This is a genomic window from Vibrio splendidus 12E03, assembly GCF_000272105.2.
Taxonomy (GTDB): Bacteria; Pseudomonadota; Gammaproteobacteria; order Enterobacterales; family Vibrionaceae; genus Vibrio; species Vibrio splendidus_I.
The window spans coordinates 1-24127 of record NZ_AJZD02000151.1 but is presented as its reverse complement, the minus strand read 5'-3'; the positions used below and the strand labels follow the sequence as shown (position 1 = coordinate 24127).

The window sequence follows — 24127 nt, the reverse complement described above, 5'->3', positions numbered from 1 at the left end:
TTACCAGATTTGTTGAAAAGTAGCGTTGTCGCCCAGTATCTAGACAAACGGTTGCTAGAGTTTCACAAAAGTTTGATTTACAACAAAGCGATCCTTAAAATCGCCTTATTACTACATAACAAGAAAGAAAGTCATGAAACTGGAAACTGTCGATTACCTTGCTGACGACGCAGCAGAACAATTTGTTCGCTCTCTACGTGAAAGTGGTTTTGGTGTGCTTAAGAACCACCCAATCCCGAAAGAGCTTGTTGAATCAATTTACGAAAACTGGTACCAATTCTTCATCTCTGAAGAAAAAGAGAACTTCCACTTTAATGTTGAAACACAAGATGGATATTTTCCACCTTCAGTGTCTGAAGTTGCTAAGGGCCACACTGTAAAAGACATCAAAGAGTACTTTCACGTATACCCTTGGGGCCAAATTCCTGAGCAGCTGAAAGAACAGATTCTAGATTACTACCAACGTGCGAATGCTTTTGCTCAAGAGCTGCTAGGTTGGGTTGAAGCTCATGCTCCTAAAGAAGTACAAGAGAAATTCTCTATTGCGTTATCAGAAATGATCAACGGCAGTGAACAGACTCTGCTTCGTGTGCTTCACTACCCACCAATGCAAGGTGATGAAGAGCCAGGTGCAATCCGCGCTGCGGCACACGAAGACATCAACTTACTGACAGTTCTTCCTGCTGCAAACGAACCGGGCCTTCAAGTTAAAGCGCAAAATAACGAGTGGTTAGATGTTCCATGTGACTTCGGTAACATGATCATCAACATCGGTGACATGCTTCAAGAAGCGTCAGGTGGTTACTTCCCATCGACAACTCACCGTGTAATCAACCCATCAGGTGAACGCCAAGAGAAGTCTCGTATCTCTTTGCCTCTATTCCTTCACCCGAAACCAGAAGTAGTGCTGTCTGAAAAATACACAGCAAACGAATACCTAATGGAACGTCTAAGAGAGCTTGGCGTTATCTAGTAAGTTCAATGCTTCGTCCCTAAAATTGGGATAGATGTGAAAGGTCAGCTAAATCGCTGACCTTTTTTGTATCCGGACCAAAAAAGAGCGGCTTTATTACTAACGGTTGCATTTAACGAAATGGTACTCAGTTTTGACGATTTAAGCCAAGCGTTAGAAAGTTGTTTGTCCTTAAGCTCGACAAATCGTAGAAAATCGCTTTCAATTAAAGAAGATACGCAACGGATGCGAAATAGGTTACTTATATTCTCCACTGTTCTAGAAATCCATTAATTCAGAAAAGCTAACTGAGTCAACTATGTCGAATCATCAAGATGTGAGAGCAAACTTTCATTGCCATATGGAAAACCCATTGCTTTGGCCGATAATGGAAGTGCTTAAGCAAAAGCCAAACGGATGGAAAGTACACACATTGGCAGCTCATCTGAACGACCTTGGGTTTGTGCCAGTGTTGGATGCTGTGCCTGAGAAAGAGTTGTTTAAAAAGAACTTCCTTATCATGAATGCGCTTTATCAGCTTCAAGAAACCTTACACCCAGATGGTTGGCTCCAAGTCCAAGCGATGGACATTGAATTGATGAACGGTCGTTATCACGGAAGCAACCACAACATCGATCGTCAAGATCCACTTCGAGACTACTATATTAATTGGGTTAACTATGAAGCGGATGAAGGTGAAGTTAAAAGACTGTTGAACGAATTTTGGACTCGGTACCGGAAGTTTGTTGGTGGTGATGAGCTCTATATGGATCGAAGCCGAGCGTTGAACTTATTTGAGCTACCCATAGACGCCACTCACCATGAGATTAGAAAACGTTGGCGACAACTGGCGTTGAGATGGCATCCAGACAGAGACGAAGGCAACACCGCAAAATTTCAGACGCTCTGTGAAGCATGGCATGTATTAAGAAGCTCATAATCGACAGGCATTTTTAGCTGTCTAATTGCTTAGAACCCTAAAACAGAAAGCCCCACATTGTGAGTGACACAAGTGGGGCTTTGTCGTCATTACGTTATGTTTTGGGTAACTACGTTATGTGTTGTAGCGACTTAAGTTGTTGGTGCTAGGAGTGATCTTTACTCTCACCACTTTTATGCTCAAAGGCATAGTCGAGTACTTTACGGATATAAGGTGCGCCGACTTTCGAGCCGCCGTTACCGTGTTCAATGACCACAGTCGCGACATATTCAGGGTGTTCATAAGGTGCGAAAGCTGTGTAAAGCGCGTGGTCAAGTAGATGCCTAGCGAGTTTCTTCGAGTTGTAGACCTGATCTTTCGCAAGATCAAACACTTGTGCAGTTCCTGATTTACCGCCGCTCGTGTATTTAGTTCCCTTAAATGCACGTCTGCCGCTGCCTCGACTTCCGTGGTTCACGAGTCGCATCGCGTTGATGGGCACATCCCAAATTCTATCCGGTACTTCAGTGATTGAGGGCATTGGCTCCGGTTCGACAAGTTTTTGGGTACTGAAATCTTCACCGTGGTCTAAGGTAGCTCGTAAGATATGCGGTGGCATCACCTTACCATGATTAACCAATACTGAAGTTGCTTTAGCAAGTTGCATCGGTGTCGAAGTCCAATAACCTTGGCCAATACCAATCGGTACTGTGTCACCCTGATACCAAGGGGTGCGATAACGCATCATCTTCCATTCTCGAGTCGGCATGTTGGCGGTACTTTCTTCATAGATATCAATGCCTGTCGGTTCACCAAATCCAAATCGGTTCATCCAACTTGAAATTCGGTCAATACCCAAATCGAAAGCGGTTTGATAGAAGAATGAATCTACCGACTCTTCAATGGCTTGAGTGACATCGACAGGTCCGTGCCCCCAACGTTTCCAGTCACGCCATGATTTAGAGTTTCGTTTAGAGCCAGGAATTCTCCAAACACCGTGGTCGTTACGAATGGTATCTTCAGAGATGACATGTTCTTGCAGTCCTGCCACAGCCATAAATGGTTTAACGGTTGAAGCGGGAGGATAAACACCTAAAGTGGTGCGGTTAACCAACGGGTGAGCAGGGTCATTCAATAAGCGTTGATAGTTCTTACTCGAAATACCGTCGACAAATAGGTTAGGGTCGTAACTCGGGCTTGATGCCATTGCCAACACGCTGTTGTCTTTCGGATCGAGAATAACTGCGCTGCCAGTTCTATGGTCAAGTTGCTCAAAAACGTATTTTTGCAGTTCAAGGTCGATATTTAGCACGATATCTTTGCCGGCTACTGGCGGCACGTATTCAATCGTTCGAACAACTCGTCCGCGGCTATTTACTTCTACTTCCTGATAGCCCTTGGTTCCATGTAGGATATCTTCGTAATAACGCTCAACGCCGAGTTTACCTATAATTGTTGTAGCTTGATAATTCGCATCTATCCCTTGTTCTTCAAGTTTTCTTAGATCGCTATCGTTGATATGCGCCACGTAACCAAGAACGTGGGTAAGAACCTCACCATTCGGGTAAAAACGCTTTAAGCTGGTATCGATAGATAACCCGGGGAACTGGTACTGATGAACAGAGAACTTCGCAATCTCTTCTTCCGTTAAGTTCTCTAGAATGGTCACTGATTTAAAACGGCGGGTGTTGTGATAACGTTTTTTGAAACGAGCGATCTGCTCGGCATCACGTGGGACGTATTTGTCTAGCTTGGCGAGCATTGCATCGACATCATCGGTTTGCTCTGGAATCATAGTCAGATCAAAGACAAGTTTGTTCTCTGCAAGCAATACGCCGTTGCGGTCGTAAATCAGCCCACGAGTAGGGGCGATAGGCAACACTTTGATCCTGTTACCATCGGCACGAGTTTGATAGCTTTTAAAATTTTCAACTTGAAGTCGGTATAGGTTGCCGACTAAGACAAGAGTGAACATCAAGATCCCACAAAATGCGACGATTACGCGGTTTTTGAATAGGTTCACTTCGATTTTATGGTCACGCATCTTAACGCGTTTATGATTCATTGAAGCCTCAAGGGTTTGTTACATTTGGTTACACTTGTCGACTCGGGACTTTATCTGAATATCACTAGGGTTTTGTAAAAGCTGTGTCATGATTTTAGGGAACGACAGCATTAGATGGCGGTAAACAACGCCTTTAATTTTCTCATTAGAAAAGTTGATAAGTAATTGATGTAAAGATTGGTTTTGTGAATTTCTAGAGTTGAAGAGTTTTGAGAGTACTAGAGGTCAGATAAATAGAGGTCAGATAAATTTACGGCCCTCAGAATGAGAGCCGTAGAAGGTTAATTTGCTTATTTAGTGGCTTAGAAGCTTTAGTAAACTAAAAGCTTAGAACTTCAAAAGCCTAGAAGCACAATAAATCCGATATTTAACGAAATCAGTTCGAAGGCTTGAACTGAGATTTACGCATACGGTTCAGAGCAGCCATCACATCTAATGTTCTTGGCTTCGCTAGGTCACCGTAGTTAGGCATATTAGCGTGCCATTCGTTTTCTAAAATAGCGTTGAACTCTTTCGCAGGGTTGCTTGACCAACCTGGAGTTTGCGCGAATTGGAACCAAGCCCAACCGATCGCGTTCACTTCAGACGGTGATTCTAACTGCTCAAGCGCAGAAAGGTCTGCGAACTCTTTACCAAAACGCAGTGACTCTTTGCCTTTCGCGTTAACACGGAACTTACCGTCAGTCAGAATGTTCATGAGTGAAGCACGGTTCAATGAACGTGGTACAAACGTTTCTAAAGCAGTTTCACATTCGTTAGTACGCTGAGTAGGGTGCTGAGCAATCACGTCTTTTGCTTTTTCTGTCACATCTACCGCTTGGTAGTCGTGCATTTGAATCACAGTGTTCGCTACATCTAGGTAATCACCAGAACCGCCCATTACAACAATGGTAGAGATGTCCATCTCTTCACGAAGTTGACCAATGCGGTCAACAAGTGGTGTGATTGGCTCATCGCCTTTTGACACTAGTGCTTGCATACGCTCGTCACGAATCATGAAGTTAGTCGCTGACGTATCTTCATCAATAAGTAGAGTTTGAACGCCGGCTTCAATCGATTCTTGTAACCAAGCCGCTTGAGACGTAGAGCCTGACGCATCTTGTGTGCTGAAATCAGACGTGTCTTTCTGCATTGGTAAATGGTTGATGTAGTTTGACAGGTTCAAGCTGTGCACACATCGACCATCTTCAGCGCGGATCTTCATCGTATCAATCGCAGTTACAATGCCTTCGCGACCGTCACCAGGAATATGGTTGTAGATAGAACGTTCAACAGCGTTCAACAGTGTCGATTTACCATGGAAACCACCACCAACGATCAGCGTAATGCCTTTTGGAATGCCTAAGCCAGTCACGTCACCTTGGTTTGGAGTATTTAACGTAACACTCAATGATTCTGGAGCCGCGAAAGGTACCGCGTCTTTCATTGGCAGGTCGCAGTTACCCGCGATACGAGGTAACACACTGCCGTTTGCAACGAATGCCGCTAGGTTGTTTTCATCCAATTGAGCGCGCAGCGCTTCTTGGTCTTCAATCGTTTCACAATGTTTGATCATTGCATCGATATTCAATTCACGCTCAAGCGTCGCGCGACGAATAAACTTCGGTAAGTAGAAAGTGATGATGTTGTTCGCTTTCTTAGCAAGAATGCTACGACCATCAGCTGGTAAATTAATACGGAAACGAATTTCGATTCCGTGGTCTGTGAATACAACAGCTGTGTTGTCTAATACGGTTTGACCCGTCAGCGCGATAGAAACGGTCGACTCTTGTTTCGCGAACTCAGAGAAGCTACGTGCGATAAAGTCACGAGCGGCTACTTGGTATTCGTAAGATTTTTCTTTAAGCCAATCTAACCCGGTCAAAGACCACGCGCGCGTTGCACGAAAACGAGAAGCTGACGCGTATGGGTCACCTTGGATGTGGTCGATGTGTAATTCAAAATCAGCAAAGTCGTATTGACCTTTAATTTGTTGATATGCACGGTAGTTTTGTTTTTCGAGCTTTTTAAGCTTTGCAGTCAACTGATCCATAACGAGGAATGCCTATATAAGGGGAAAGATAAAAACAGAAAGGCGGCGATTATAAAAATCACCACCTTTAGAGTAAAGAGAAAGTAGGCCTAAATCCAAAACTAACTGCTCTTTTTCGCTTTAAGCGTAACGAGTTGTCCCCAAATAGTTTTGATTGATTAAGCTGTGTTCGAATTCTTGGCTCGGCATTGGTCTTCCGTAAAGGTAACCTTGGCCCACATCGCAGCCTTCATTAATAATAAATTGCTCCTGAACCTCCGTTTCTATGCCTTCAATCGTCACTTTTAAGTCGAGCTTTTTGGCAATTTGGACAATAGAACGAACAATTTCCGAGTCTTCGTGTGAGTTGAGCATTTGGTCGATAAAGCTCTTATCAATCTTAATGGTGTCGAATGGGAACTTCTTCAGATAACTGAAGGAGGCGTAGCCCGTACCGAAGTCATCTAGTGACAATGTAACGCCAATATCGTGCAAAGACCCCAAGGTATTCTTGGCAACCACTTCATCTGCTATCAGTCCACTCTCCGTAACTTCAAGTTCTAAGAAACGAGGCTCTAAATGATAGGTTTCGAGTAGGTGAACCACTTGTTCCGCAAAGTGTACGTTCTTGAGTTGAATTGCAGACACATTCACAGCCATCTTGAAATCTTCAACGTATTCGGACCACTCTTTGGCTTTTTCAATCGCATTGCGTAAAACAAAGCTGCCCACTTCGAAAATCAAACCGTTTTGTTCAGCCATGTGGATCAGGGTTTCGTTAGAGATATCACCCAAAACAGGATGTCGCCAACGAAGCAAAGCTTCAGCACCGACCCAGCGATGCGTCAACGGGCTAACTTTGGGTTGAAAGTAGAGCATAAGGTCATCATTACGAACGGCTTGAAGCAAATAGCCTTCGATCTTATTAATGTGAGTTTGTTCTTCGGTATGGGATTGAGAGTAGTAAGCGAACTTTTGTCCTGAATCTTTGCAGGCTAACATCGCTTCAGAAGATTTCTGCAGAATGCTTTCCGCGTCATCTTCGTCGTTCGTAATTGCAATCCCAATAAACGCGTGCAAATGCACTTTGTCACTTTCGATGTCGAATTCTGAATGACCAACTTTAACGAGCGTCTGGCAAAGTTCTTCAAGTCGATGGTGTAAATCTTTAACGCTAAATGCCAATACGAGATCGACCGAAGTAGGGCGTGCAGTTAATACATCGATATCAGACATACTGTCGATGCGTTTTCGGTATTCAACAAGCACTTGGTCTAACGCGTTATAGCCATATCGTGCTTGTATGCGTCTACCGTTGGTAAAACCAATATGAACGACTGCAAATGAGCTGTCTGTCAGCCTTCTCTGTGACAGTAGCTTGTGGTTTAAGCGAGATTCAAATGCGTTTCGGTTTAAAAAGCCGGTACCGAGATCGTGATTCTTTTGGAAATTGATCTTTTGTTCTGCAGCTTTTCGCTTATCAATCTCTTGATTTAATGAATAATTAAGACTCGCAAGATCTTTAGTCCGAGTGTAAACACGGTTTTTTAAGTCTCTATTCATTTGAGTGAGCTTAGCATGCTGAAACAGAGTTTTAAGCTGAGACTCTATCGAGGTGCGAAAGCTCTGTAAAAGCTTGACATAGGTGGGTGTGTAGTGGTTTTCTTTCGAGTCTAAAATGCAGATAGTGCCAAATAATTCACCATTCGGCCAAAGCAGCGGAATGCCACAATAAGAGATTAAGCCAAGCTTCGTGTCGGGGTTGTTTTCCCAATCAACATCGGCAAGCGCATTGGGTACCACAAGTTGCTGCTGGGAATCCATCACCGTCTCACAGTAAAGCCCATTGCCTAGGGTTTCAGAATCACCTTTGTTGTAAGGGTTATTTTCATTTCGGCTGGTCGAGAATACTTCAATATAATTGGCGTGAACACGCATGATAAGTGCGGCGGGCACTTGAGTGATTTGAGCCAAGAGGTCGACAATATTTTGCCAACCAGACACCATATCGTCTGGGATATCTAAGTCTACTGTTTTTATCTTCTTCATATGACTCCGAGTCAATTATGCTAAATGCATCAACACATCCTGTGTTAATTATGATGAACCAAATAAACTATGAACCTTACGTTTAGTAAGTATAAGAAATGTTGCACGAAAAAACCTCCGCAATTATGCAGAGGTTTTCAAATGTGAATCCGGGTCTCAGTAATGAGATAATTTTCGTTTAAGGCTTTAACTTTATAAAATCTTCTGTATTAAGTTTTTGGCTATAATCAACCGAGGGTTGAGCAAACCCATTTAATTGCAGAAATTCCTCTTTAAACCCTTGGTAATCACCTAAAGTTTGGAAGTTGTTTTCATCCATCTTTTCTAGTAGTTCAGTTACGTGCGCTTGGGTTTCTGGGTCTAATTCCCAATCATCCATACGGATCAATCGCTCACCATCAAGTGGTACTTTTGATTGACCATAGAGTTTACTGCTAAACAGACGCTGCATTTGTTGGATACAACCTTCGTGGGTCTCTTTCTCTTTCATCACTTTATACAAAGCAAGTAAATAAGGGCTGAGTCCCGGGATGAAAACGCTCGCTTTAGTGACTAGGGCTTTACAGACGGTCGCGTAAGCGTTGCCATCAAAGTTAGCTAACTCTAGATTAAGAGCATGGCTGGTTTGGTGAAGGTCGATCTTAGCGCGTCCCAATGTACCGTCTAAATAGATAGGGTGTGTGACTTCTGGGCCCACATAAGAAAACGCGATTGTCTTGCAACCCGGAGCAATAGATTCAGCGTTGATGAGCTCATCTATCCATTGTTCCCAATCTTCGCCGCCCATCACTTTGAGTGTGCTTTCGGCTTCTTCTTCCGTCGCAGCATCAAGTGTGTTGGTCACCCAGTTGTCGTGTTCCAGAGAAATGGTTGCGCCAGTTACGCTTTCACCAATAGGTTTGATGGCAGAGCGCCAAAACTCATCGGAATCTGGTTTAGGACGAACGCCTGCAGCTAAGCTATAGATAATTAGATCCACTTCACCTTCGAAATAGGTTTCAATGGCTTCGACAACTTGTGAACGTGTTTCTTGCGAAAATGCGTCGCCAACGATGTTAATAGCAGTGCGTTGCTCTCGTTCGGCTTCTTTTTTGAAGTAGATGTTGTTGTACCAACCAGCACTACCTAGGGATTTTTCGTTTGGACCGCGCTCGAATGAGACGCCGATAGTGTCAGCTTTTGCGCCGCCAAAAGTAAGGGCAATACGAGCGGCAAGGCCAAAGCCTGAGGAAGCGCCGATAATCAGTACTCGTTTAGGGCCATCTTTGATTTGCGGCGCACTCTTAACAAACTTGATTTGTTGCTTTACGGCTTCTTGACAGCCAAGAGGGTGAGCGCTTTTGGCTACCACACCCTTGATAACGGGTTCGACAAGCATAAATAACCTTACAGTTAACGATGATATGCACTCAGGCTAACGTAAAGCTGTGTAAAATATATTGAGCTAGACCATTAAAACTTAAAGATACTGATATAATTCTTCGGCGACAAATTCAGCAATCCAAGGTTGAGCTTCTGGTTTTGGATGCAGTCCATCTTTCATCATCCACTCAGGTTTGAGGATGATATGCTCTAGGAAAAACGGCAAAAGTGGTACGTTTTGTTGATCAGCAAGCGCTGCAAAAACGTATTCAAACTGTTGGTTATAACGCTTTCCGTAATTCGGTGGGATTTTAATCTGCATCATTATAGGTTTGGCGCCCGCAGCTTTTATCTGCTCAATGATTTGATCAAGATTCGCAGACATCAGCTTAGGTGGGAACCCACGAAGTCCATCATTCGCACCAAGTTCAATAAGAACGGTGTCTGGAGCATGTTCTTCAAGCAATTGTGGTAAGCGAGCTAAACCATTGCCCGTTGTATCACCAGAAATACTTCCGTTAACCACGGTTACCGTTTTGTCATGCTTTGCTAACGCGTCTGGTAACAGGCTTGGCCAACTCTGTTTGATGTCCATGTTGTAACCAGCACTCAAGCTATCACCAAGGACCAGTAACTTAGAATCTAAGTCGGTATCTTGAGCCAAAGAAGCGGTTGAAAATAAAATAAAGAATAAAAAGGAAATTAGTCGAGTCATGCATACATCCATCATTAAAGCAGAAGCTGTTTCGAAGACAGTGTCTACTAATCAAGAACATTTAACAATCCTAGAGCACGTCGATATCGATATTCGTGAAGGCGAAACTGTCGCGATTGTCGGCACGTCTGGCGCGGGTAAGTCGACCCTAATGACGCTGCTTGCTGGTCTTGATGTACCAACGAAAGGCGAAATCAGTTTATTAGGACAGCCACTTTCACAACTTGATGATGAGGCAAGGGCTAAGATCCGCAGTGAATCGGTAGGGTTTGTATTTCAAAGCTTCTTATTAATTCCAAGCCTTTCTGCGCTACAAAATGTCACGTTGCCTTGTTTGTTGAAGGGAGAAGACGAAGACATCGAACGCGCGACGGCTCTGCTTGAATCAGTAGGCTTGAAAGACAGGCTTGATCACTTGCCGTCGCAGCTATCGGGTGGTGAGCAACAAAGGGTCGCGTTGGCGCGCGCATTTATGATTAAGCCAAAAATCCTTTTTGCTGATGAGCCCACGGGCAACCTAGACCAACAAACGGCAGCCAAAATTGTTGAGTTGTTGTTTGAATTGAACGCATCACACGGCACAACGTTAGTTTTGGTGACACACGATCCTAAGCTTGCACAACGTTGCCAAAGAACGCTTAAGATGCATGTCGGTCAGATAGAGGAAGTCTAAATTGAATTCATCAAACGGACTGAATAAACGCCTGTTTTCATGGAGTATCGAAGAGATTCGACACGGTCAATTGTGGCCAGTTTCAATCGCTTTAACGCTTATTATTGCTTGTGTATTTGCATTGTCGGCGTTGGCCGAACGTATGGAGCAGGTAATTGTTAAGCAGGGCAAAGATGCGCTTACTGCCGATAGCGTGTTTATCTCAGCAAACCCAGTTCCACAATCCTTGTTAGACCTCACTCAAGTTGAACAATTAGAAAGCTCTCAGTTGACTCGTTTTTCAACCATGGCATTCAGTGACAACTCGATGCAGTTAGTGACGGTGAAAGCGGTTGAAAGTAATTACCCGTTACGGGGTGAAATGATCTTAGAGGGCGCTGACAAAGCATCAAGTAACCATGTTAAGCCGGGTGAACTTTGGCTAGACGAGCGCATATTCGCACAGTTAGAGGTTGAGATTGGTGACAATGTCACTATTGGCGATGCCGATCTAGCGATAACTGGCCGAATCACTCAAGAACCAGGCTTAAGCTTTAACCCATTCCAACAGATGCCAGCCGTGCTGATTCATACAAGCGATATCGATGCCACGGGAGCGATTCAACCGGGCAGTCGTGTTAGTTTTAGGCTGTTTCTAAACGGTGATGATACAAAACTGCAAGCCGCGCAAGACAGCGTAGAATTAACGCCAAGTGATCGCTGGCGTACTCAAGATTCTGCAAGTCGCACTAATGATATGTTCGAGAGCACGACTCAATATCTGTCGTTAACTGTGGCTATTGTTGTGATCATGGCTGCGACCACTTTGGTACTCACGTGCCAACATTATGTTGCGAGTCGTCGTAAAACCATCGCGATGCTTAAGAGTTTAGGGGCAAGCAAGCCGTGGATCGTTAAATGGTTGTCTGTACAGGTATCTCTATTAGTGGTTATCGGTGCAGTACTGGGAATAACCATCGGTATCGGCTTAGAGTTTTTGCTTCGTATACCTCTGGGCGACTTATTACCAACGCCACTTCCTAGCTATGGTATTGAACCTGCTATCTTGGCTATTTTATCAAGCATCTTAATTGGTGTTCCTGCTCTGGGTATTCCGTTAATTGGCTTGGTCAACACTTCTGCAATCAGCGTTATTCAATCAAGTCATCAGTCCAATGAAAGCTATAAGAAATACTTGTTGTTACTGGTACCGATTATTCCAATGATGCTGATGTATGGCGACAATCTATTGGTATGGATAGTTCTAGCGGGTATCGCTTGCCTGTTCTTAGTGCTCGCGATTGTCAGTACGTTTGTTCTGCGTTTAGTTGGCAAGCTGCCGACAACGACATCTATGCGTTTGGCATTAAGCCGAATTAATCGCACACCATTAGCAACAGGGATTCAATTTGGTTCTTTAGCGCTATCTTTGATGCTGCTATCGATCATTTGGTTGGTGAGAAGCGATCTACTGTCAGATTGGCAACAAACCTTACCAGAGAACGCACCAAATGCGTTTGCACTTAACATTGCAAGCTATGAGAAAGACAGTTATCTCGAGACGATTGATGCAAACGAAGTAGAGCGTACTCAAGCGTTTCCAATTATCCGAGGACGACTAACGACGATAAACGGTGTTGAAGCGTCAGAATACAGTGATACCTCTGGAGAAACAGACGCACTAAGCCGTGAGATCAACTTCACTTGGGGAGATACCTTACCTGAGTACAATGAAGTTTTAGAAGGCAGCTGGACACAAGAGCAGGGCGTATCTGTGGAATCGGATGTCGCGGAGCAACTTGACCTAAAGATTGGCGATGAGCTTTCATTCACAATCAACAGCCAGAATGTCTCGGCCAAGGTGAATAGCATCCGCAAAGTAGAGTGGCGTGAAATGAAGCCGAACTTCTACTTCATCTTTACTCCAGATGTCTTGAGCTCAATTCCTTCTACTTGGCTCTTGAGCTTCAGATTAGAAGAACAACACAATCAGATGCTCAATGAACTCTCTCGAAATCATCCAACCGTGAGTTTGATGGATATTCGCAAGATGGGTAGCAAGATCCAAGAGCTGCTCAAACAGATTGTTTGGTCGATAACGGTACTTGCGGCGTTAGGTGTGGTGGCGGGGCTGTTGCTTATCTTCACTCTATTGCGATTGAGCTTATCTCAAAGACAACAAGAGATACGCTTGTATCGAACATTAGGCGCAAGTAGGAAGCGAATTCTCAATACTATTTGGTGTGAGTACGGGTTAATGGCGTTAGTCGCAGGCTCAATTGCAGCGCTCGGTTCTGAGCTCAGTGTGGCTGGCGTTATGAATTTTGGCTTTGAGTTACAACCTTCACTTCACCCGATGCTGTGGATAGCGCTACCGATGCTGACGTTTATCACATTGGCTGCGGTAGTGAATAGCTTAATCAAACGTTTGTTGGCACCAGTAAACAAGGATTTTGGTTAGTCGCTAGCGAGATCTAGCCAAGCGCTTAAAACGGTCTAAAAGTGAGATTATTTATTCTTAGTCATGCACTATTTATAATACGTCGCTTTAGACCGTTTTTTATTTAACCAACCGGTAGCATAAGTAAAAAATATCGCACCTTAGATTCCACTGTTTTTAGCATTTTTTAAAACTAATTGCCTAATAATGCCGATTTAATGAACAGAGGTTAGTCCCTGTAAACAAAGGGTTTGCGCAACTTAGCAAGAACGTTATCAACAGTTATCCACAAAAACGGTGGATAACTTTAGGGATAAGTTAACCTCTATGTTTTAAGAGTACTGAGGCAGCCTTTATGTGGCGTCACTTAGGACAAATTTGACTGTTAGAATAACCTTTAAAACTCTATCTGGAGTTATTGAGTCAAGAGATTATTTATGTTTTTTACATAGATATTAAATCCCGCCTATCTAAGACCTTGATAAAAATGTGTTTTAATTCATCGCAGAACAAAAGTAGAATAGAGGCAGTTAATCTTATTCTACAGAACACGATGAACCACAACAAAACGGATACAAATCAACCTTCTATTGCCATTGTTGGTGGTGGTATTGCCGGAACAACGAGCGCGATTCACTTTAGTGAGTTGGGTTTTAAGGTCACTATCTTAGAAAAAGGGCCGAGTTTGGTTAATGGTCCACCAATTTGCCACCTGCACGCTGGCGGCAATTTGTATCGAGATATTTCTGTAGAGCAGTGTCTTCAGTTGCTCACGCAGTCAATTGATACCGTCCGCTTATTTCCTCATACGATCAATATTCGTCCGACAATCATCGCCGTGCCGCATAGTGATGGTGGAGAGCCATTAGATCTGCTTCCTCGCCTCAAGATAATCAAAAGCGCTTATGCCGATCTTGTTAAACAAGATAAAAGCAACCAAGTGCTCGGTGATCCGGAAGAGTATTATAAGCTGTACAGCAAAGAAGATTTATTAGCACTTTCTGCAAAAACGCAGCCTCTGAAACCAACATCGCTTGATGATTGGTGCATTCCTTTTGCCAAACATACGGATTTAGAGACTCTTAAGTATCCTGTTGCGGTGGTCCAAGAGTATGGCTGGAGCGTATTCCGACTTTCTGCGACCGCTCAACTCTCTTTGGGGCAACAACCTAACTGTACTGTGTTAACCAACAGCCGATTACAATCTGTTGAGTCGACAGGTCAAGGTTGGTCTTTGACTTATACCGATGCCGAAAACCAAAGCTGCCAACTAACGACCGATTACTTGATTAATGCGAGTGGGTTTGAAACGGGTATCGTGGACGACTTTGTTGGCTCTAAGCAGCAAAGACTTGTTGAGTTTAAAGCTGCATACGTTACGGAGTGGCCATATTCGCAAGAATGTAAGGAAGAGTGGCCAGAGGTTATCTTCCATGGCCCTAGAGGCACACCGCAAGGCATGGCGCAATTAACGCCATATGCTGATGGTGTGTTCCAACTTCACGGTATGACAGAAGGGATTACTCTATTCGAGGGAGGGCTTGTTTCATCGTCAACAGACTCGTCACAGCCACAGTTGCCTTCGAAGCTGCTTAAGAAAATCGTATCGGGTTGGAGTGAAGAGCAACTTGAATTAAGAACTCGCGCTGCAATAACGCATATGTCTCAGTTCATCCCAAGTTTCAGCTCTGCATTGGTCGGTGGTAAACCTTTGTTTGGTGCACAACAGATTCCGGGAACCGATCCAAGCTTAAGAGCTTCACACGTTTCATTCTGTGGTGAGCGCTATGCTCGACTTGAAGTCGTGAAAGCTTCTTCAACATTAGAAGCGGCACAAAAGGTTGCTGAGCAATGGTTTGACGTATCAGAGGCGGTATCTATTGAAGATACGCACTCGGTGACAATGTCACTTAATCTAAATGATATTGAAAACAGAGCGATAGAATTGACACAAGAACGTGGATATCCAGAAGCGCTTGCCAAGGTGTCAGGTCAAGATCACGCTTAATAGCTTATAATTAGCCTATCATCATCGACAGCGCTTAACTTCTTCAATTCGGCTTACTGTAATAGGTAAGCCGAATCTTCATTCCAAAGCCGACTTAGATACCGAAACTCATCAAAACGACATCTTCCTAGCTAGTTATTCTGAGCTACATAGCAATTAGCACATAACACATCGCAAAAACTAGTAGCCAAAAAACTGAGCCCATTGGCACCAAACATCTTGTAAGCCTAAGCGATCACCCTTGCTGAACGATATCGCATGTCCAGGTTTTGCTTGTGCCAAGCGAGGTAAATCAATCCTAGCGACACACCCAATCTTCGGATAACCACCTATGGTCTGTCTATCATTAAGCAGCACGATAGGTTGTCCGTCTTGGGGGATTTGAATCGCACCTAGGGCAATGCCTTCTGACAATAGCGAAATGTCAGGCGAGTCTACGGGCTCGCCACTGAGTCGATAACCCATCCGATTAGAGTTTTGGTCAACGTGATACTGCGCGTTATACAAAATCTCTCTTGCTGACTCGGAGAATAGCTCGCTTTGATAGCCTTCAATCACTCGTAGGTTCACGGGTAGATTGTAATCAGGCGTGTATCGGAAGGTAACACTCAACGCTTTAAACGGGCGAGAGAGTTGATGTTGGGTAAAAGCGATTTGTTGCCCTTGCTGGCATGGCTCTCCATTTTGCGTTAATCCACCAATCTTTTCACGAGTCACTGTAGAGCAGCTATTAAGAGTTGATGGAACATCGAAACCGCCCTTAATGGCTAAATACGCCCTTAGACCATTTTTAGGCAAACCAAATGAGAGAACTTGCCCTTTAAAAGCTTGGAAAGTGCGCCAGTTAGCCTGTGGTTTACCATCGAGCTTTGCTTGTAAATCACCCCCGCATAGCGCCATCTCACAATCAAAATCGATTCGTAACGCACATTGCCCAAGCGTGATTTCCAACGCCGCTTGGTTTACTGGGTTGCCCAATAGATGATTGGCCCAGCTATAAGAGTAATCATCAACCGGTCCACCTTGCGTTAATCCAAGATGAGCAACATCAAATCGACCGAAGTCTTGAATCAAACTCAACGGGCCGGGCTTAATCACTGTCAGTGTTGGTTTAGTTTTGATCTCTGTCATTTACGATGCCTCCACCCAACTCTACAAATTCTTGTTTTGAAATCGCGATGAAACGGACTGTGTCACCAACATTAAGCAGAGACAGCGGTCTTTGCATGATGTCGGCGTTCTTCAATTGGCTATGATCGAACAACGAAAGCGGGCAATTGCCAATAATATTCCAGCCGCCCGGTGAATCCGAAGGGTACACCGCTGTTTTAGTATCCGCGATGGCGATACTGCCTTTGGGCACATTTAAGCGGGGTGTGGAGTGACGGGGCAAGGCAAGCTCATTAACCACATCCGACATAAACGCAAAGCCAGGCGTAAACCCAACCGCACTGACGCTGTATGTCTGTGAGGTGTGATATTGAATAATATCGTCCAGAGTCACACCTTTGTCTTGATATCGGTCTAAATCAAGCGCCGTTTCTGGTGAATAATAGGCAGGAAGCTCAATCGTATCGCGAGTTTTACTAACACTAGAACAGGACGACAGAGCGTGACTCAACAAATTATTGAGCTGTTTAATGAGCTGCTGTTCCGATATTCGATAAGGTAGGTAATCAACCAATATTGTGTGGTAAGCCGGTGTCACATTCATCAACACCGACGCTAAATTTTGGCGAATGGCATCGGAAAAATGAGCCATGTACTGCGCATATTGAGCGCTAGATTGATTATTTGAAGGCGATAGCACCAAGGTCACCAAAACGCTGCATTCCGCGACTGGCGCTATATTGAATTCAATCTGATTCGTCGTCATTTCGTTTCCATACGTTTGTTATCTTGCCTTTTACTAGCTTACTTGGCGTGTCTCACTTCCGTGTCCAAGCCAATACAAAACAATTAGATCTTACGAGCAATTAGTTAGGTGCCCGGTTGGGCGAGTGATTAGACCATGCCTCATACCAATCACACGCTTCATACTAATTAAAAGCGTTGAGGTCTTGTCTGATTTTTCGAATTAATGCGATGGATTGAGGGTTATCGCCATGAACACAGATGGTATCGGCTTCAATAGGCAATCTTTCGCTCTCTAAAGTCGTAACCGAGCCATAGTTAATGATTTGCATAACTTGGTTATAGATATCGTCTTGATTGACGTAAACCGAGCCTTTTTGAGTACGTGGCGCTAATTGTCCGTTATTTAAATAAGCACGGTCGGCAAACGCTTCAAACAAGAGAGGCAAGTCATGGTCGTCAGCAATATCCAAATACTGTTGATTGTCTGATGAAGAGAGAATCATCAACGGGATGTTAAATTCAGCGACGGCTTGGGCTACCGCATTAAACACATCGATGTTTGACATCATATCGTTGTAAAGGGCGCCATGAGGTTTCACATAGCCAACAGAGGTCTGGTGATAGCAGCAGAGGGCTTGTAATGCACCGACTTGATAGCACACCAGTTCACTGATCTCGTCCATGGTGTGTGGAATAGAACGGCGACCAAATCCAACGAGATCTTGATAACCGGGATGAGCACCAATTTGGGTGTGATAGTGCTGTGCCAGTTTTATCGTCTTGGACATAACGTGCGGATCAGACGCATGGAAGCCACAAGCGATGTTTGCCATATCGACCCATTCCATGACCGACTCGTCATCGCCCATCTTCCAATTGCCGAAACTTTCTCCCATGTCGCAATTAAGCAAAATCTTCGTTGTCACGTGGTGCTAATCCTTTACGTTGAGGTAAGTAATGACGGTCTTATAAATGCCATAAATAAACAGTGACCTGACTCAAACTTTCGATACCGAAAATTTACCAGTATGGCATTTCATATATAGTTGAACTATTGATTAAAGGATTAATATCTATCTGTATATTAGGTGAGCACATGATATCCCGCCAGGTTTGCTTAGGACTAGCATTAACGACACCTGTTTTTGTCTCTGGTCAAGAAAACTCTCTAGACCAGCTCATGTCGATGAGCCTTGAAGAGTTGTCTATGTTAGATGTCGAAATGGAAACGGCTTCGAAAGTAACACAAAAACTCACTGACATTCCTTCGTCGGTGTATGTGCTTTCTAATGAGCGAATTCAGCGTAGTGGGGCGAAAACCATTGCTGAAGTCCTAACGCTAGTACCCGGCCTCAAAGTGACCAAGTTTAACGAGACCTCGTGGTTTGTTTCGACGCGCGGCTTTCATGATGGGCTATATAACAAGATGCTCGTGATGATGGATGGACGAAGCTTGTTTAGCCCGGTCTATGGCGGTACGTATTGGAGCGACGTTGATTATGTGCTAGCCGACATCGAACGCATCGAAGTACTAAAAGGCCCCGGCGGAACAATTTGGGGAGGCAACGCGGTTAATGGTGTTGTCAATATAATTACTAAGTCTGCCAATGATACGCAGGGGACTTATCTCTCCGGTGTCGCGTCTAATACTGATAACTATGAATTTAGTGTTCGTCAGGGATTAAGCCTAAACGACAGTGTGAATGCTCGTGCCTTTTATAAGTACCGAGAAGAACCGACGTATCGCACAAACGAATCTGAAAAATGGAAAGCACAAACGGCAGGGATGGTATTTCAGCCAAGCAATGCAGAAGAAAATTGGTCATTACGTATTGGTGGTGAGAAGAGCTTTTATGAGTCGGAGTTGTATACGTTCCAATATGATAACTCAGGATCGTTTGTCGGATCACAAGCCAATGATTTCGATAACAAGAGTCAATCTGTTTACGTCCAATTCAACGACTCTCGCCATTTTGATGAAAGTTCGACACTCTCATATTCGTTATGGGGTGAATATAATGAGGATAATGCGCCAGACGCTCCGGGAAGCTATTCGACCCTTGATTTTGACTCTACTTATATCAACCAACTATCGGAAAACCATCAGCTAACACTCGGCGGTGGCCTGCGATATATGTATCTTGATTTCTCCTCAAGCCAAGTTTCGGACGTGGATTGGTACAACCCTGATTACTACGGTCGAGCTTACAACATCCAATCTGCCAACGATTATATTGCGAACGCTTTTATACAGTCTCAAATTCAAATGACGGAAGCGCTGTCTATTACTCTTGGTGCTAAGGTTGAACACTTTACACAGAATGATTCAACTGAGCTTTCACCTCAATTGCGTGGTTTATATAAGTTAACTCAACGTCACTCCGTATGGGCGGGGCTTAGCCGTGCGGTTGTTGCACCATCTTATATGGATTCCAATTCCACCTATTATTTTAATAGTTACAATGCTGACTCAAACAACAGCTACCTAGATGTATATAAATCAAGCTCGAGTCTTGAAACAGAGAACGTCGTAACGGCGGAAATGGGTTATCGCTACTCAAACAATTCAAATTTCGAACTCGATGCAACGATTTACCTGAGTGAACATGACAACCTTCGCTTCCACAGTTATGACCCAAATGATATCCCCGCGAATCATGTCTATGTCGGTGCGCTGTCTGATGATTATAAAGCAAAAACTTATGGCTTAGAATTAGGCGCGAGTTACCAGCTCACCGCAGATCTAGCCAGTTACCTGAGCTACGCCTATGCGACGTTAGAAGGTAAGAATAAAGGTGATGACCCTAAATCTAGCCCTCAAACGAGTATTTATTACGATATTGATAATGAACATTTAGCCACGGCACAGTTGATGTGGAATATAACCGAAAGTTGGCAATTCGATGTGATAGGCCAGTACATTAATGTGAATTACCCAGACTATTGGGAAGCAGGCGATGGCACTCAATATGAATGGCAGTCTTACCCACATGAAATAACCTTTGATGCGCGTCTTGCATGGAAAAAATCGTCCGCAGCGCCTTTAATTGAAGTGGTTGTTGAAAACATAGGTAAGAGTGACGGCTATCAAGCTGAATTCACATCTCAGAAAAGCGTCAATCAAGAATCGGTGTATGTGAGGATCTCTCATGAATTCTAAATGGCTTAAGCACCGCTTTAAGCTCGGCTTCTCTAAACTAGGCTTAGCTGCTTTAACGATGCTTATCGTGCCTTTGAACACCTCAGCGGCAAGCTTCAAACCTTATGAAGTGAAAGCGGTGTACCTTTTTAGAATTGCGAATTTTATACGTTGGAATGATGAAAGCTCTATGAACGCTGTGAACTTTTGTGTGATTGGCGATGAAAAGGTAAGCCAAGTGCTGACGTCAATTACCGAGGGTAAATCTATTCGTTCACTCGATATCCAAGTTCAACAGTCGATTACTTCTAAGTGTGATATTACGTATTTGTCTGATCGTCAAAATGATCAATTTCGTAGTCAAGAGCACTCGCCACATACTGTGACAATCAGCGACATTCCTAACTTTACGGACCTAGGTGGAGTCATTGAACTCACGCACATCGATAATAAGCTCAAACCTAAGATCAACCTAGAGAACGCAAGGCGGGGTGACTACGTCATTGGCTCAAACCTGTTACGAATCGCTATAGTGGAGGGCCAATAATGTTGTCTTTCATTAATAACATATCGATTAAAAACAAACTGATATTACCTATTATCATCTTTATCGCAGTCACTTTTGTCACGATTCAATCAGTAAATTACACTGTCACTTTTGAAAGGGAAAAAGAGAGTCTTATCCAGCGTGTTAAAGTGCTGGCACAAGGTGTTGCTTATAACTTACAAGCTGCGATTTTATTTGAAGACAAGTCATCGGCTCAGGAAATCTTGTCAGCTTTCGTAGCAGATAAAGATATTGTTAGAGTGAAGCTCTATGACATTAACGAGCAGCTTTTTGCAAGCTATCAGGTGAGCAACACTTTGGTTCCAAGGCCAAATACAGATGAATTAAACGATATCGCAGATCATCAATTTGCCATATCTGAGCATTTCATATTTTTACTCGTTCCAGTGACGCTGGATGGCGCAGTGATCGCGAACTTGAGAGTGACAATATCGAAAGAGACGTTTAATGCGATCTTAACGAATATTTTCAAGGTTGCGGTCGTCTACCTGTTGTTTCTGGTGATCTTAGGCGGAGTACTGGTCAAGTTGGTTCAACGCTTGATCATCGAACCGATGTTTGACCTCAATGAGGCGATGCAAGCCTTCGTTGAGCGTCGTTCAAAGCAGCCGAAATTGGTCGCAACGAACCGCGATGAAATCGGTGATCTGGTTCGAGCTTTCAATACCATGTTAGAAAGGCTTCAACATCGCGACAACCAAATCAATTTTACGTTAGACAAGTTACAAGAAGAAAAATCGTTCGCAAATGAGGTCATTGAAACCGTTCAGCACTCGTTGTTGGTGGTGGATGAAAAAGGGCTCATCCTTCATGCGAACGCAGCTACTCGGGATATTTTTAAATGCTCGGAAGCCTTTCTTGAGAACTTGTTGATCCAAGAGTTGATCGCGACCAAGCAAACGGGCTACTTACAAGTTGTTACTGATGCCAATATTGAACTCAATGATGAATTGCTGGAAACCACCGATCTCTTTCAATCAAAACGCTGGCTTCGTGTGAGTAGCCGTTCTTTGACAAAACACGGTCGTATTCTTTACGCAATCCAAGATGTCACAGACATAGAAACGGCATTGAGCCGCCAACGTATTGCAGCGGGTGTTTTCGAAAACAGTAAAGACGGTTTGATCGTACTGAACTCGTCCAATGTGATAACCATGGTTAACCCGGCGATCACACAACTTCTCGGTTATCACTCTGATCTGCTGGTGGGCAAAACACCATTTGAAGTATTTTCGTGGCAGCAGTTTTCATCACTAATGCCGACAATTCGCAGTTCGTTAGAGAACTATGGTCAATGGCAAGGCGAAGTGTGGGAGAAGAGTGCGTCTGGTACGTTAGTTCCAATGTTTGTCAAAGTGAATAGAGTTGCCTCAGACAATGAGAAAGACGAGTTTGATATGGTATTAACGCTGTCTGATTTGTCCAACGTTAAAGAGATGGAAAGACTCGAACACTTGGCTCATCACGATGCATTAACCGGGTTAGCGAATAGAGCGCAGCTGTATAAGGTTATGGATGATGTTGTCACGTCGAGCCACTATTCAAATCAGCATTTCGCGGTTATCTACTTGGATTTGGATGGCTTCAAAGAAGTGAATGACAGCTATGGACACGATGCAGGTGACGAGATCCTTAAAGAAGTATCAAACCGGTTGTTATCTCAGGTAAGAGCGGGGGATTTGGTTGCACGTTTGTCGGGTGATGAATTTGTTCTTATTATTAAACAGACAAACAAGGTCTTGTTAGCTAAGTTAGCCGAGCGATTGTTGGCTCTGATCGGGCAAGAAGTGAATTATAAACAACGTTCACTTCATGTGGGAGCGAGCTTAGGTATCCATTTAGTTGATGGCTCAGAGCGTGATATTGACGTGATTCTAAAAGTTGCTGATGAGGCTATGTACCAAGCGAAACGCAAAGGAAAAGGCCAGTTTGTGTTCGCTCGTGAGGGTAAATAGGCTCCAGTGTTTGTGAGCCCACCCTAAGTTGTTGTATCATAAGTGATAGGTTGAATAATTTTAATTAAAAGGTCTGCTAAACATGAATGTTTTAGTTACAGGTGGCATGGGCTACATCGGCAGTCACACAAGTATCCAAATGATCAATGCAGGTATGACGCCTGTTCTTTTTGATAATTTGTATAACAGCAAGCCGAGCGTATTAGAACGTATCGAGAAAGTGTCTGGCGTTCGTCCTGATTTTATTGAAGGCGACATTCGCGATAAAGCACTGCTGATTGAAACCATGAAGCAACATAACATCGAAGCGGTTATCCACTTTGCTGGTTTGAAAGCGGTTGGTGAATCCGTTGCTAAGCCTCTTGAATACTACGACAACAATGTAAATGGCTCGCTAGTTCTTGTTGATGCAATGCGTGAAGCTGGTGTGAAAACACTGGTATTTAGTTCATCAGCAACGGTATACGGCGATCCAGCCAGTGTGCCAATTACTGAAGATTTTCCGACAAGTGCAACCAACCCTTATGGCCGTAGTAAGCTAATGGTTGAAGAGTGCTTAACAGATTTCCAGCAAGCGAATCCAGATTGGAGTATTACACTGCTGCGTTACTTCAACCCTGTAGGTTCTCATCCAAGTGGTGAGTTAGGTGAAGATCCACAAGGTATCCCAAATAACCTAATGCCATTCGTCTCTCAAGTGGCTGTAGGCCGTCGTGAATTCTTATCAGTATTCGGTAGCGACTACCCAACAAAAGACGGCACTGGCGTACGTGATTACATCCACGTAATGGATCTGTCTGATGGCCATATTGCAGCGCTTGAGAAAGTAGGGCGTAAAGACGGTCTTCATATCTACAACCTTGGCACAGGCAACGGTTCAAGTGTATTAGATATGGTTAAGGCGTTTGAGAAAGCGAGCGGCAAACAAGTCCCTTATCAACTGGTCGATCGTCGCCCGGGTGACATCGCAGAATGTTGGGCTGATCCGGCAAAAGCTCAGAAAGAATTGGGCTGGAATGCGAAACGCACACTGACTGACATGACCGAAGATACGTGGCGCTGGCAGTCAACGAATCCTGATGGTTTCCCTGGTTGATCTAGTCGTTTCATGAATGGTTAACGTACAAAAAGATGCTTTAGGGCATCTTTTTTGATCTTAATCGAATAAAAAGTAATTTGGTGGTTAAAAAGTATCATTCTGTATTCGTTGTGTTACTATGCTCGCGAATTATATGTTTAATGTTAATTTTCTTTGGAGTTAATCATGGAACTAGGCCTAATCATCACTTTCATCATTGCTGCTGCAGTAATGGTTAAGAAAGAAATGGCAGAGAAGTAAGACGTAATTTCACTTATTCCTTTTTGATACAATTTTTAGTGAAATAGATAAAAGCCAGCATTAAGCTTAATGCCGATCGTTTAAGAAGACTTGAAC

The 24127-nt window shown here is 43.8% G+C and carries 17 protein-coding genes; 9 read left to right on the top strand and 8 right to left on the bottom strand.

Translation table 11 applies throughout. The annotated features are described in order from the left end of the window. The first annotated feature begins 133 nt into the window (after positions 1–133). Together A142_RS11240 and A142_RS11235 are read left to right on the top strand one after the other, a co-directional pair. Positions 134–973: an isopenicillin N synthase family dioxygenase gene (locus A142_RS11240; RefSeq protein WP_019826616.1), complete on the top strand. Its 840-nt coding sequence runs from the start codon at positions 134–136 to the stop codon at positions 971–973. A gap of 298 nt (positions 974–1271) precedes the next feature. Beyond that, a complete protein-coding gene (locus tag A142_RS11235; RefSeq protein WP_019826614.1) occupies positions 1272–1892 on the top strand; it encodes a DNA-J related domain-containing protein in 621 nt (206 codons plus the stop codon). A gap of 145 nt (positions 1893–2037) precedes the next feature. Here A142_RS11235 and mrdA read toward each other — a convergent pair whose 3' ends face one another. From mrdA to A142_RS11210, 5 genes are all read right to left on the bottom strand, one after another. Next, the gene (gene mrdA / locus A142_RS11230; protein ID WP_019826612.1) at positions 2038–3936 is read right to left on the bottom strand and encodes a penicillin-binding protein 2; all 1899 of its coding nucleotides are present in this window, start codon (positions 3934–3936) and stop codon (positions 2038–2040) included. 376 nt (positions 3937–4312) lie between these two features. Further along, positions 4313–5968, bottom strand: a complete 1656-nt coding sequence (locus A142_RS11225) for an ABC-ATPase domain-containing protein (protein ID WP_019826610.1) — start codon at positions 5966–5968, stop codon at positions 4313–4315. 120 nt (positions 5969–6088) lie between these two features. Then, complete coding sequence (locus A142_RS11220) at positions 6089–7996, bottom strand: sensor domain-containing phosphodiesterase (protein ID WP_019826608.1); 1908 nt, start codon at positions 7994–7996, stop codon at positions 6089–6091. A 178-nt stretch (positions 7997–8174) separates the two neighbouring features. After that, entirely contained in the window at positions 8175–9374 is a 1200-nt protein-coding gene (fabV, locus tag A142_RS11215; RefSeq protein WP_019826606.1) for an enoyl-ACP reductase FabV, read from the bottom strand. Positions 9375–9455: 81 nt separating this feature from the next. Then, positions 9456–10073 (bottom strand): arylesterase, encoded by a 618-nt coding sequence (locus tag A142_RS11210; protein ID WP_019826605.1) that lies wholly within the window; start codon positions 10071–10073, stop codon positions 9456–9458. Here A142_RS11210 and A142_RS11205 point away from each other — a divergent pair. The 3 genes from A142_RS11205 to A142_RS11195 all read left to right on the top strand — a co-directional run bounded on the left by A142_RS11205 (position 10072) and on the right by A142_RS11195 (position 15173). Then, positions 10072–10746, top strand: a complete 675-nt coding sequence (locus A142_RS11205; protein WP_019826604.1) for an ABC transporter ATP-binding protein — start codon at positions 10072–10074, stop codon at positions 10744–10746. The genes A142_RS11210 and A142_RS11205 overlap by 2 nt on opposite strands. A 1-nt stretch (position 10747) precedes the next feature. Continuing rightward, positions 10748–13186, top strand: coding sequence for an ABC transporter permease (locus A142_RS11200; protein WP_019826602.1), 2439 nt, complete (start codon positions 10748–10750; stop codon positions 13184–13186). A gap of 532 nt (positions 13187–13718) precedes the next feature. Beyond that, the gene (locus A142_RS11195; protein WP_019826600.1) at positions 13719–15173 is read left to right on the top strand and encodes an FAD-dependent oxidoreductase; all 1455 of its coding nucleotides are present in this window, start codon (positions 13719–13721) and stop codon (positions 15171–15173) included. A 180-nt stretch (positions 15174–15353) separates the two neighbouring features. Here A142_RS11195 and A142_RS11190 read toward each other — a convergent pair whose 3' ends face one another. The 3 genes from A142_RS11190 to A142_RS11180 all read right to left on the bottom strand — a co-directional run bounded on the left by A142_RS11190 (position 15354) and on the right by A142_RS11180 (position 17956). Further along, entirely contained in the window at positions 15354–16304 is a 951-nt protein-coding gene (locus A142_RS11190) for a biotin-dependent carboxyltransferase family protein (protein WP_019826598.1), read from the bottom strand. Next, entirely contained in the window at positions 16285–17049 is a 765-nt protein-coding gene (locus A142_RS11185; protein ID WP_019826596.1) for a 5-oxoprolinase subunit B family protein, read from the bottom strand. The genes A142_RS11190 and A142_RS11185 overlap by 20 nt, the downstream gene beginning before the upstream one ends. Before the next feature lie 163 nt (positions 17050–17212). Continuing rightward, positions 17213–17956: a 5-oxoprolinase subunit PxpA gene (locus A142_RS11180; RefSeq protein WP_019826594.1), complete on the bottom strand. Its 744-nt coding sequence runs from the start codon at positions 17954–17956 to the stop codon at positions 17213–17215. Between the two features lie 170 nt (positions 17957–18126). Between A142_RS11180 and A142_RS11175 the strand changes: the two genes are divergently transcribed. From A142_RS11175 to galE, 4 genes are all read left to right on the top strand, one after another. Further along, a complete protein-coding gene (locus A142_RS11175) occupies positions 18127–20190 on the top strand; it encodes a TonB-dependent receptor plug domain-containing protein (RefSeq protein WP_019826592.1) in 2064 nt (687 codons plus the stop codon). After that, complete coding sequence (locus tag A142_RS11170; protein WP_019826590.1) at positions 20180–20716, top strand: YfiR family protein; 537 nt, start codon at positions 20180–20182, stop codon at positions 20714–20716. Before A142_RS11175 ends, A142_RS11170 begins: the two co-directional genes overlap by 11 nt. Then, positions 20716–22692 (top strand): diguanylate cyclase domain-containing protein, encoded by a 1977-nt coding sequence (locus A142_RS11165; RefSeq protein ID WP_019826588.1) that lies wholly within the window; start codon positions 20716–20718, stop codon positions 22690–22692. Before A142_RS11170 ends, A142_RS11165 begins: the two co-directional genes overlap by 1 nt. 82 nt (positions 22693–22774) lie before the next feature. Next, positions 22775–23788: a UDP-glucose 4-epimerase GalE gene (gene galE, locus A142_RS11160; RefSeq protein ID WP_019826586.1), complete on the top strand. Its 1014-nt coding sequence runs from the start codon at positions 22775–22777 to the stop codon at positions 23786–23788. Positions 23789–24127 lie beyond the last annotated feature (339 nt).

What these genes read in the sequence shown, in the direction of transcription:
- A142_RS11240 (WP_019826616.1), top strand. Translation starts at nt 134, where the DNA reads ATGAAACTGGAAACTGTCGATTACCTTGCTGACGACGCAGCAGAACAA.
- A142_RS11235 (WP_019826614.1), top strand. Translation starts at nt 1,272, where the DNA reads ATGTCGAATCATCAAGATGTGAGAGCAAACTTTCATTGCCATATGGAA.
- mrdA (WP_019826612.1), bottom strand. Translation starts at nt 3,936, where the DNA reads ATGAATCATAAACGCGTTAAGATGCGTGACCATAAAATCGAAGTGAAC.
- A142_RS11225 (WP_019826610.1), bottom strand. Translation starts at nt 5,968, where the DNA reads ATGGATCAGTTGACTGCAAAGCTTAAAAAGCTCGAAAAACAAAACTAC.
- A142_RS11220 (WP_019826608.1), bottom strand. Translation starts at nt 7,996, where the DNA reads ATGAAGAAGATAAAAACAGTAGACTTAGATATCCCAGACGATATGGTG.
- fabV (WP_019826606.1), bottom strand. Translation starts at nt 9,374, where the DNA reads ATGCTTGTCGAACCCGTTATCAAGGGTGTGGTAGCCAAAAGCGCTCAC.
- A142_RS11205 (WP_019826604.1), top strand. Translation starts at nt 10,072, where the DNA reads ATGCATACATCCATCATTAAAGCAGAAGCTGTTTCGAAGACAGTGTCT.
- A142_RS11210 (WP_019826605.1), bottom strand. Translation starts at nt 10,073, where the DNA reads ATGACTCGACTAATTTCCTTTTTATTCTTTATTTTATTTTCAACCGCT.
- A142_RS11195 (WP_019826600.1), top strand. Translation starts at nt 13,719, where the DNA reads ATGAACCACAACAAAACGGATACAAATCAACCTTCTATTGCCATTGTT.
- A142_RS11190 (WP_019826598.1), bottom strand. Translation starts at nt 16,304, where the DNA reads ATGACAGAGATCAAAACTAAACCAACACTGACAGTGATTAAGCCCGGC.
- A142_RS11185 (WP_019826596.1), bottom strand. Translation starts at nt 17,049, where the DNA reads ATGACGACGAATCAGATTGAATTCAATATAGCGCCAGTCGCGGAATGC.
- A142_RS11175 (WP_019826592.1), top strand. Translation starts at nt 18,127, where the DNA reads ATGATATCCCGCCAGGTTTGCTTAGGACTAGCATTAACGACACCTGTT.
- A142_RS11170 (WP_019826590.1), top strand. Translation starts at nt 20,180, where the DNA reads ATGAATTCTAAATGGCTTAAGCACCGCTTTAAGCTCGGCTTCTCTAAA.
- A142_RS11165 (WP_019826588.1), top strand. Translation starts at nt 20,716, where the DNA reads ATGTTGTCTTTCATTAATAACATATCGATTAAAAACAAACTGATATTA.
- galE (WP_019826586.1), top strand. Translation starts at nt 22,775, where the DNA reads ATGAATGTTTTAGTTACAGGTGGCATGGGCTACATCGGCAGTCACACA.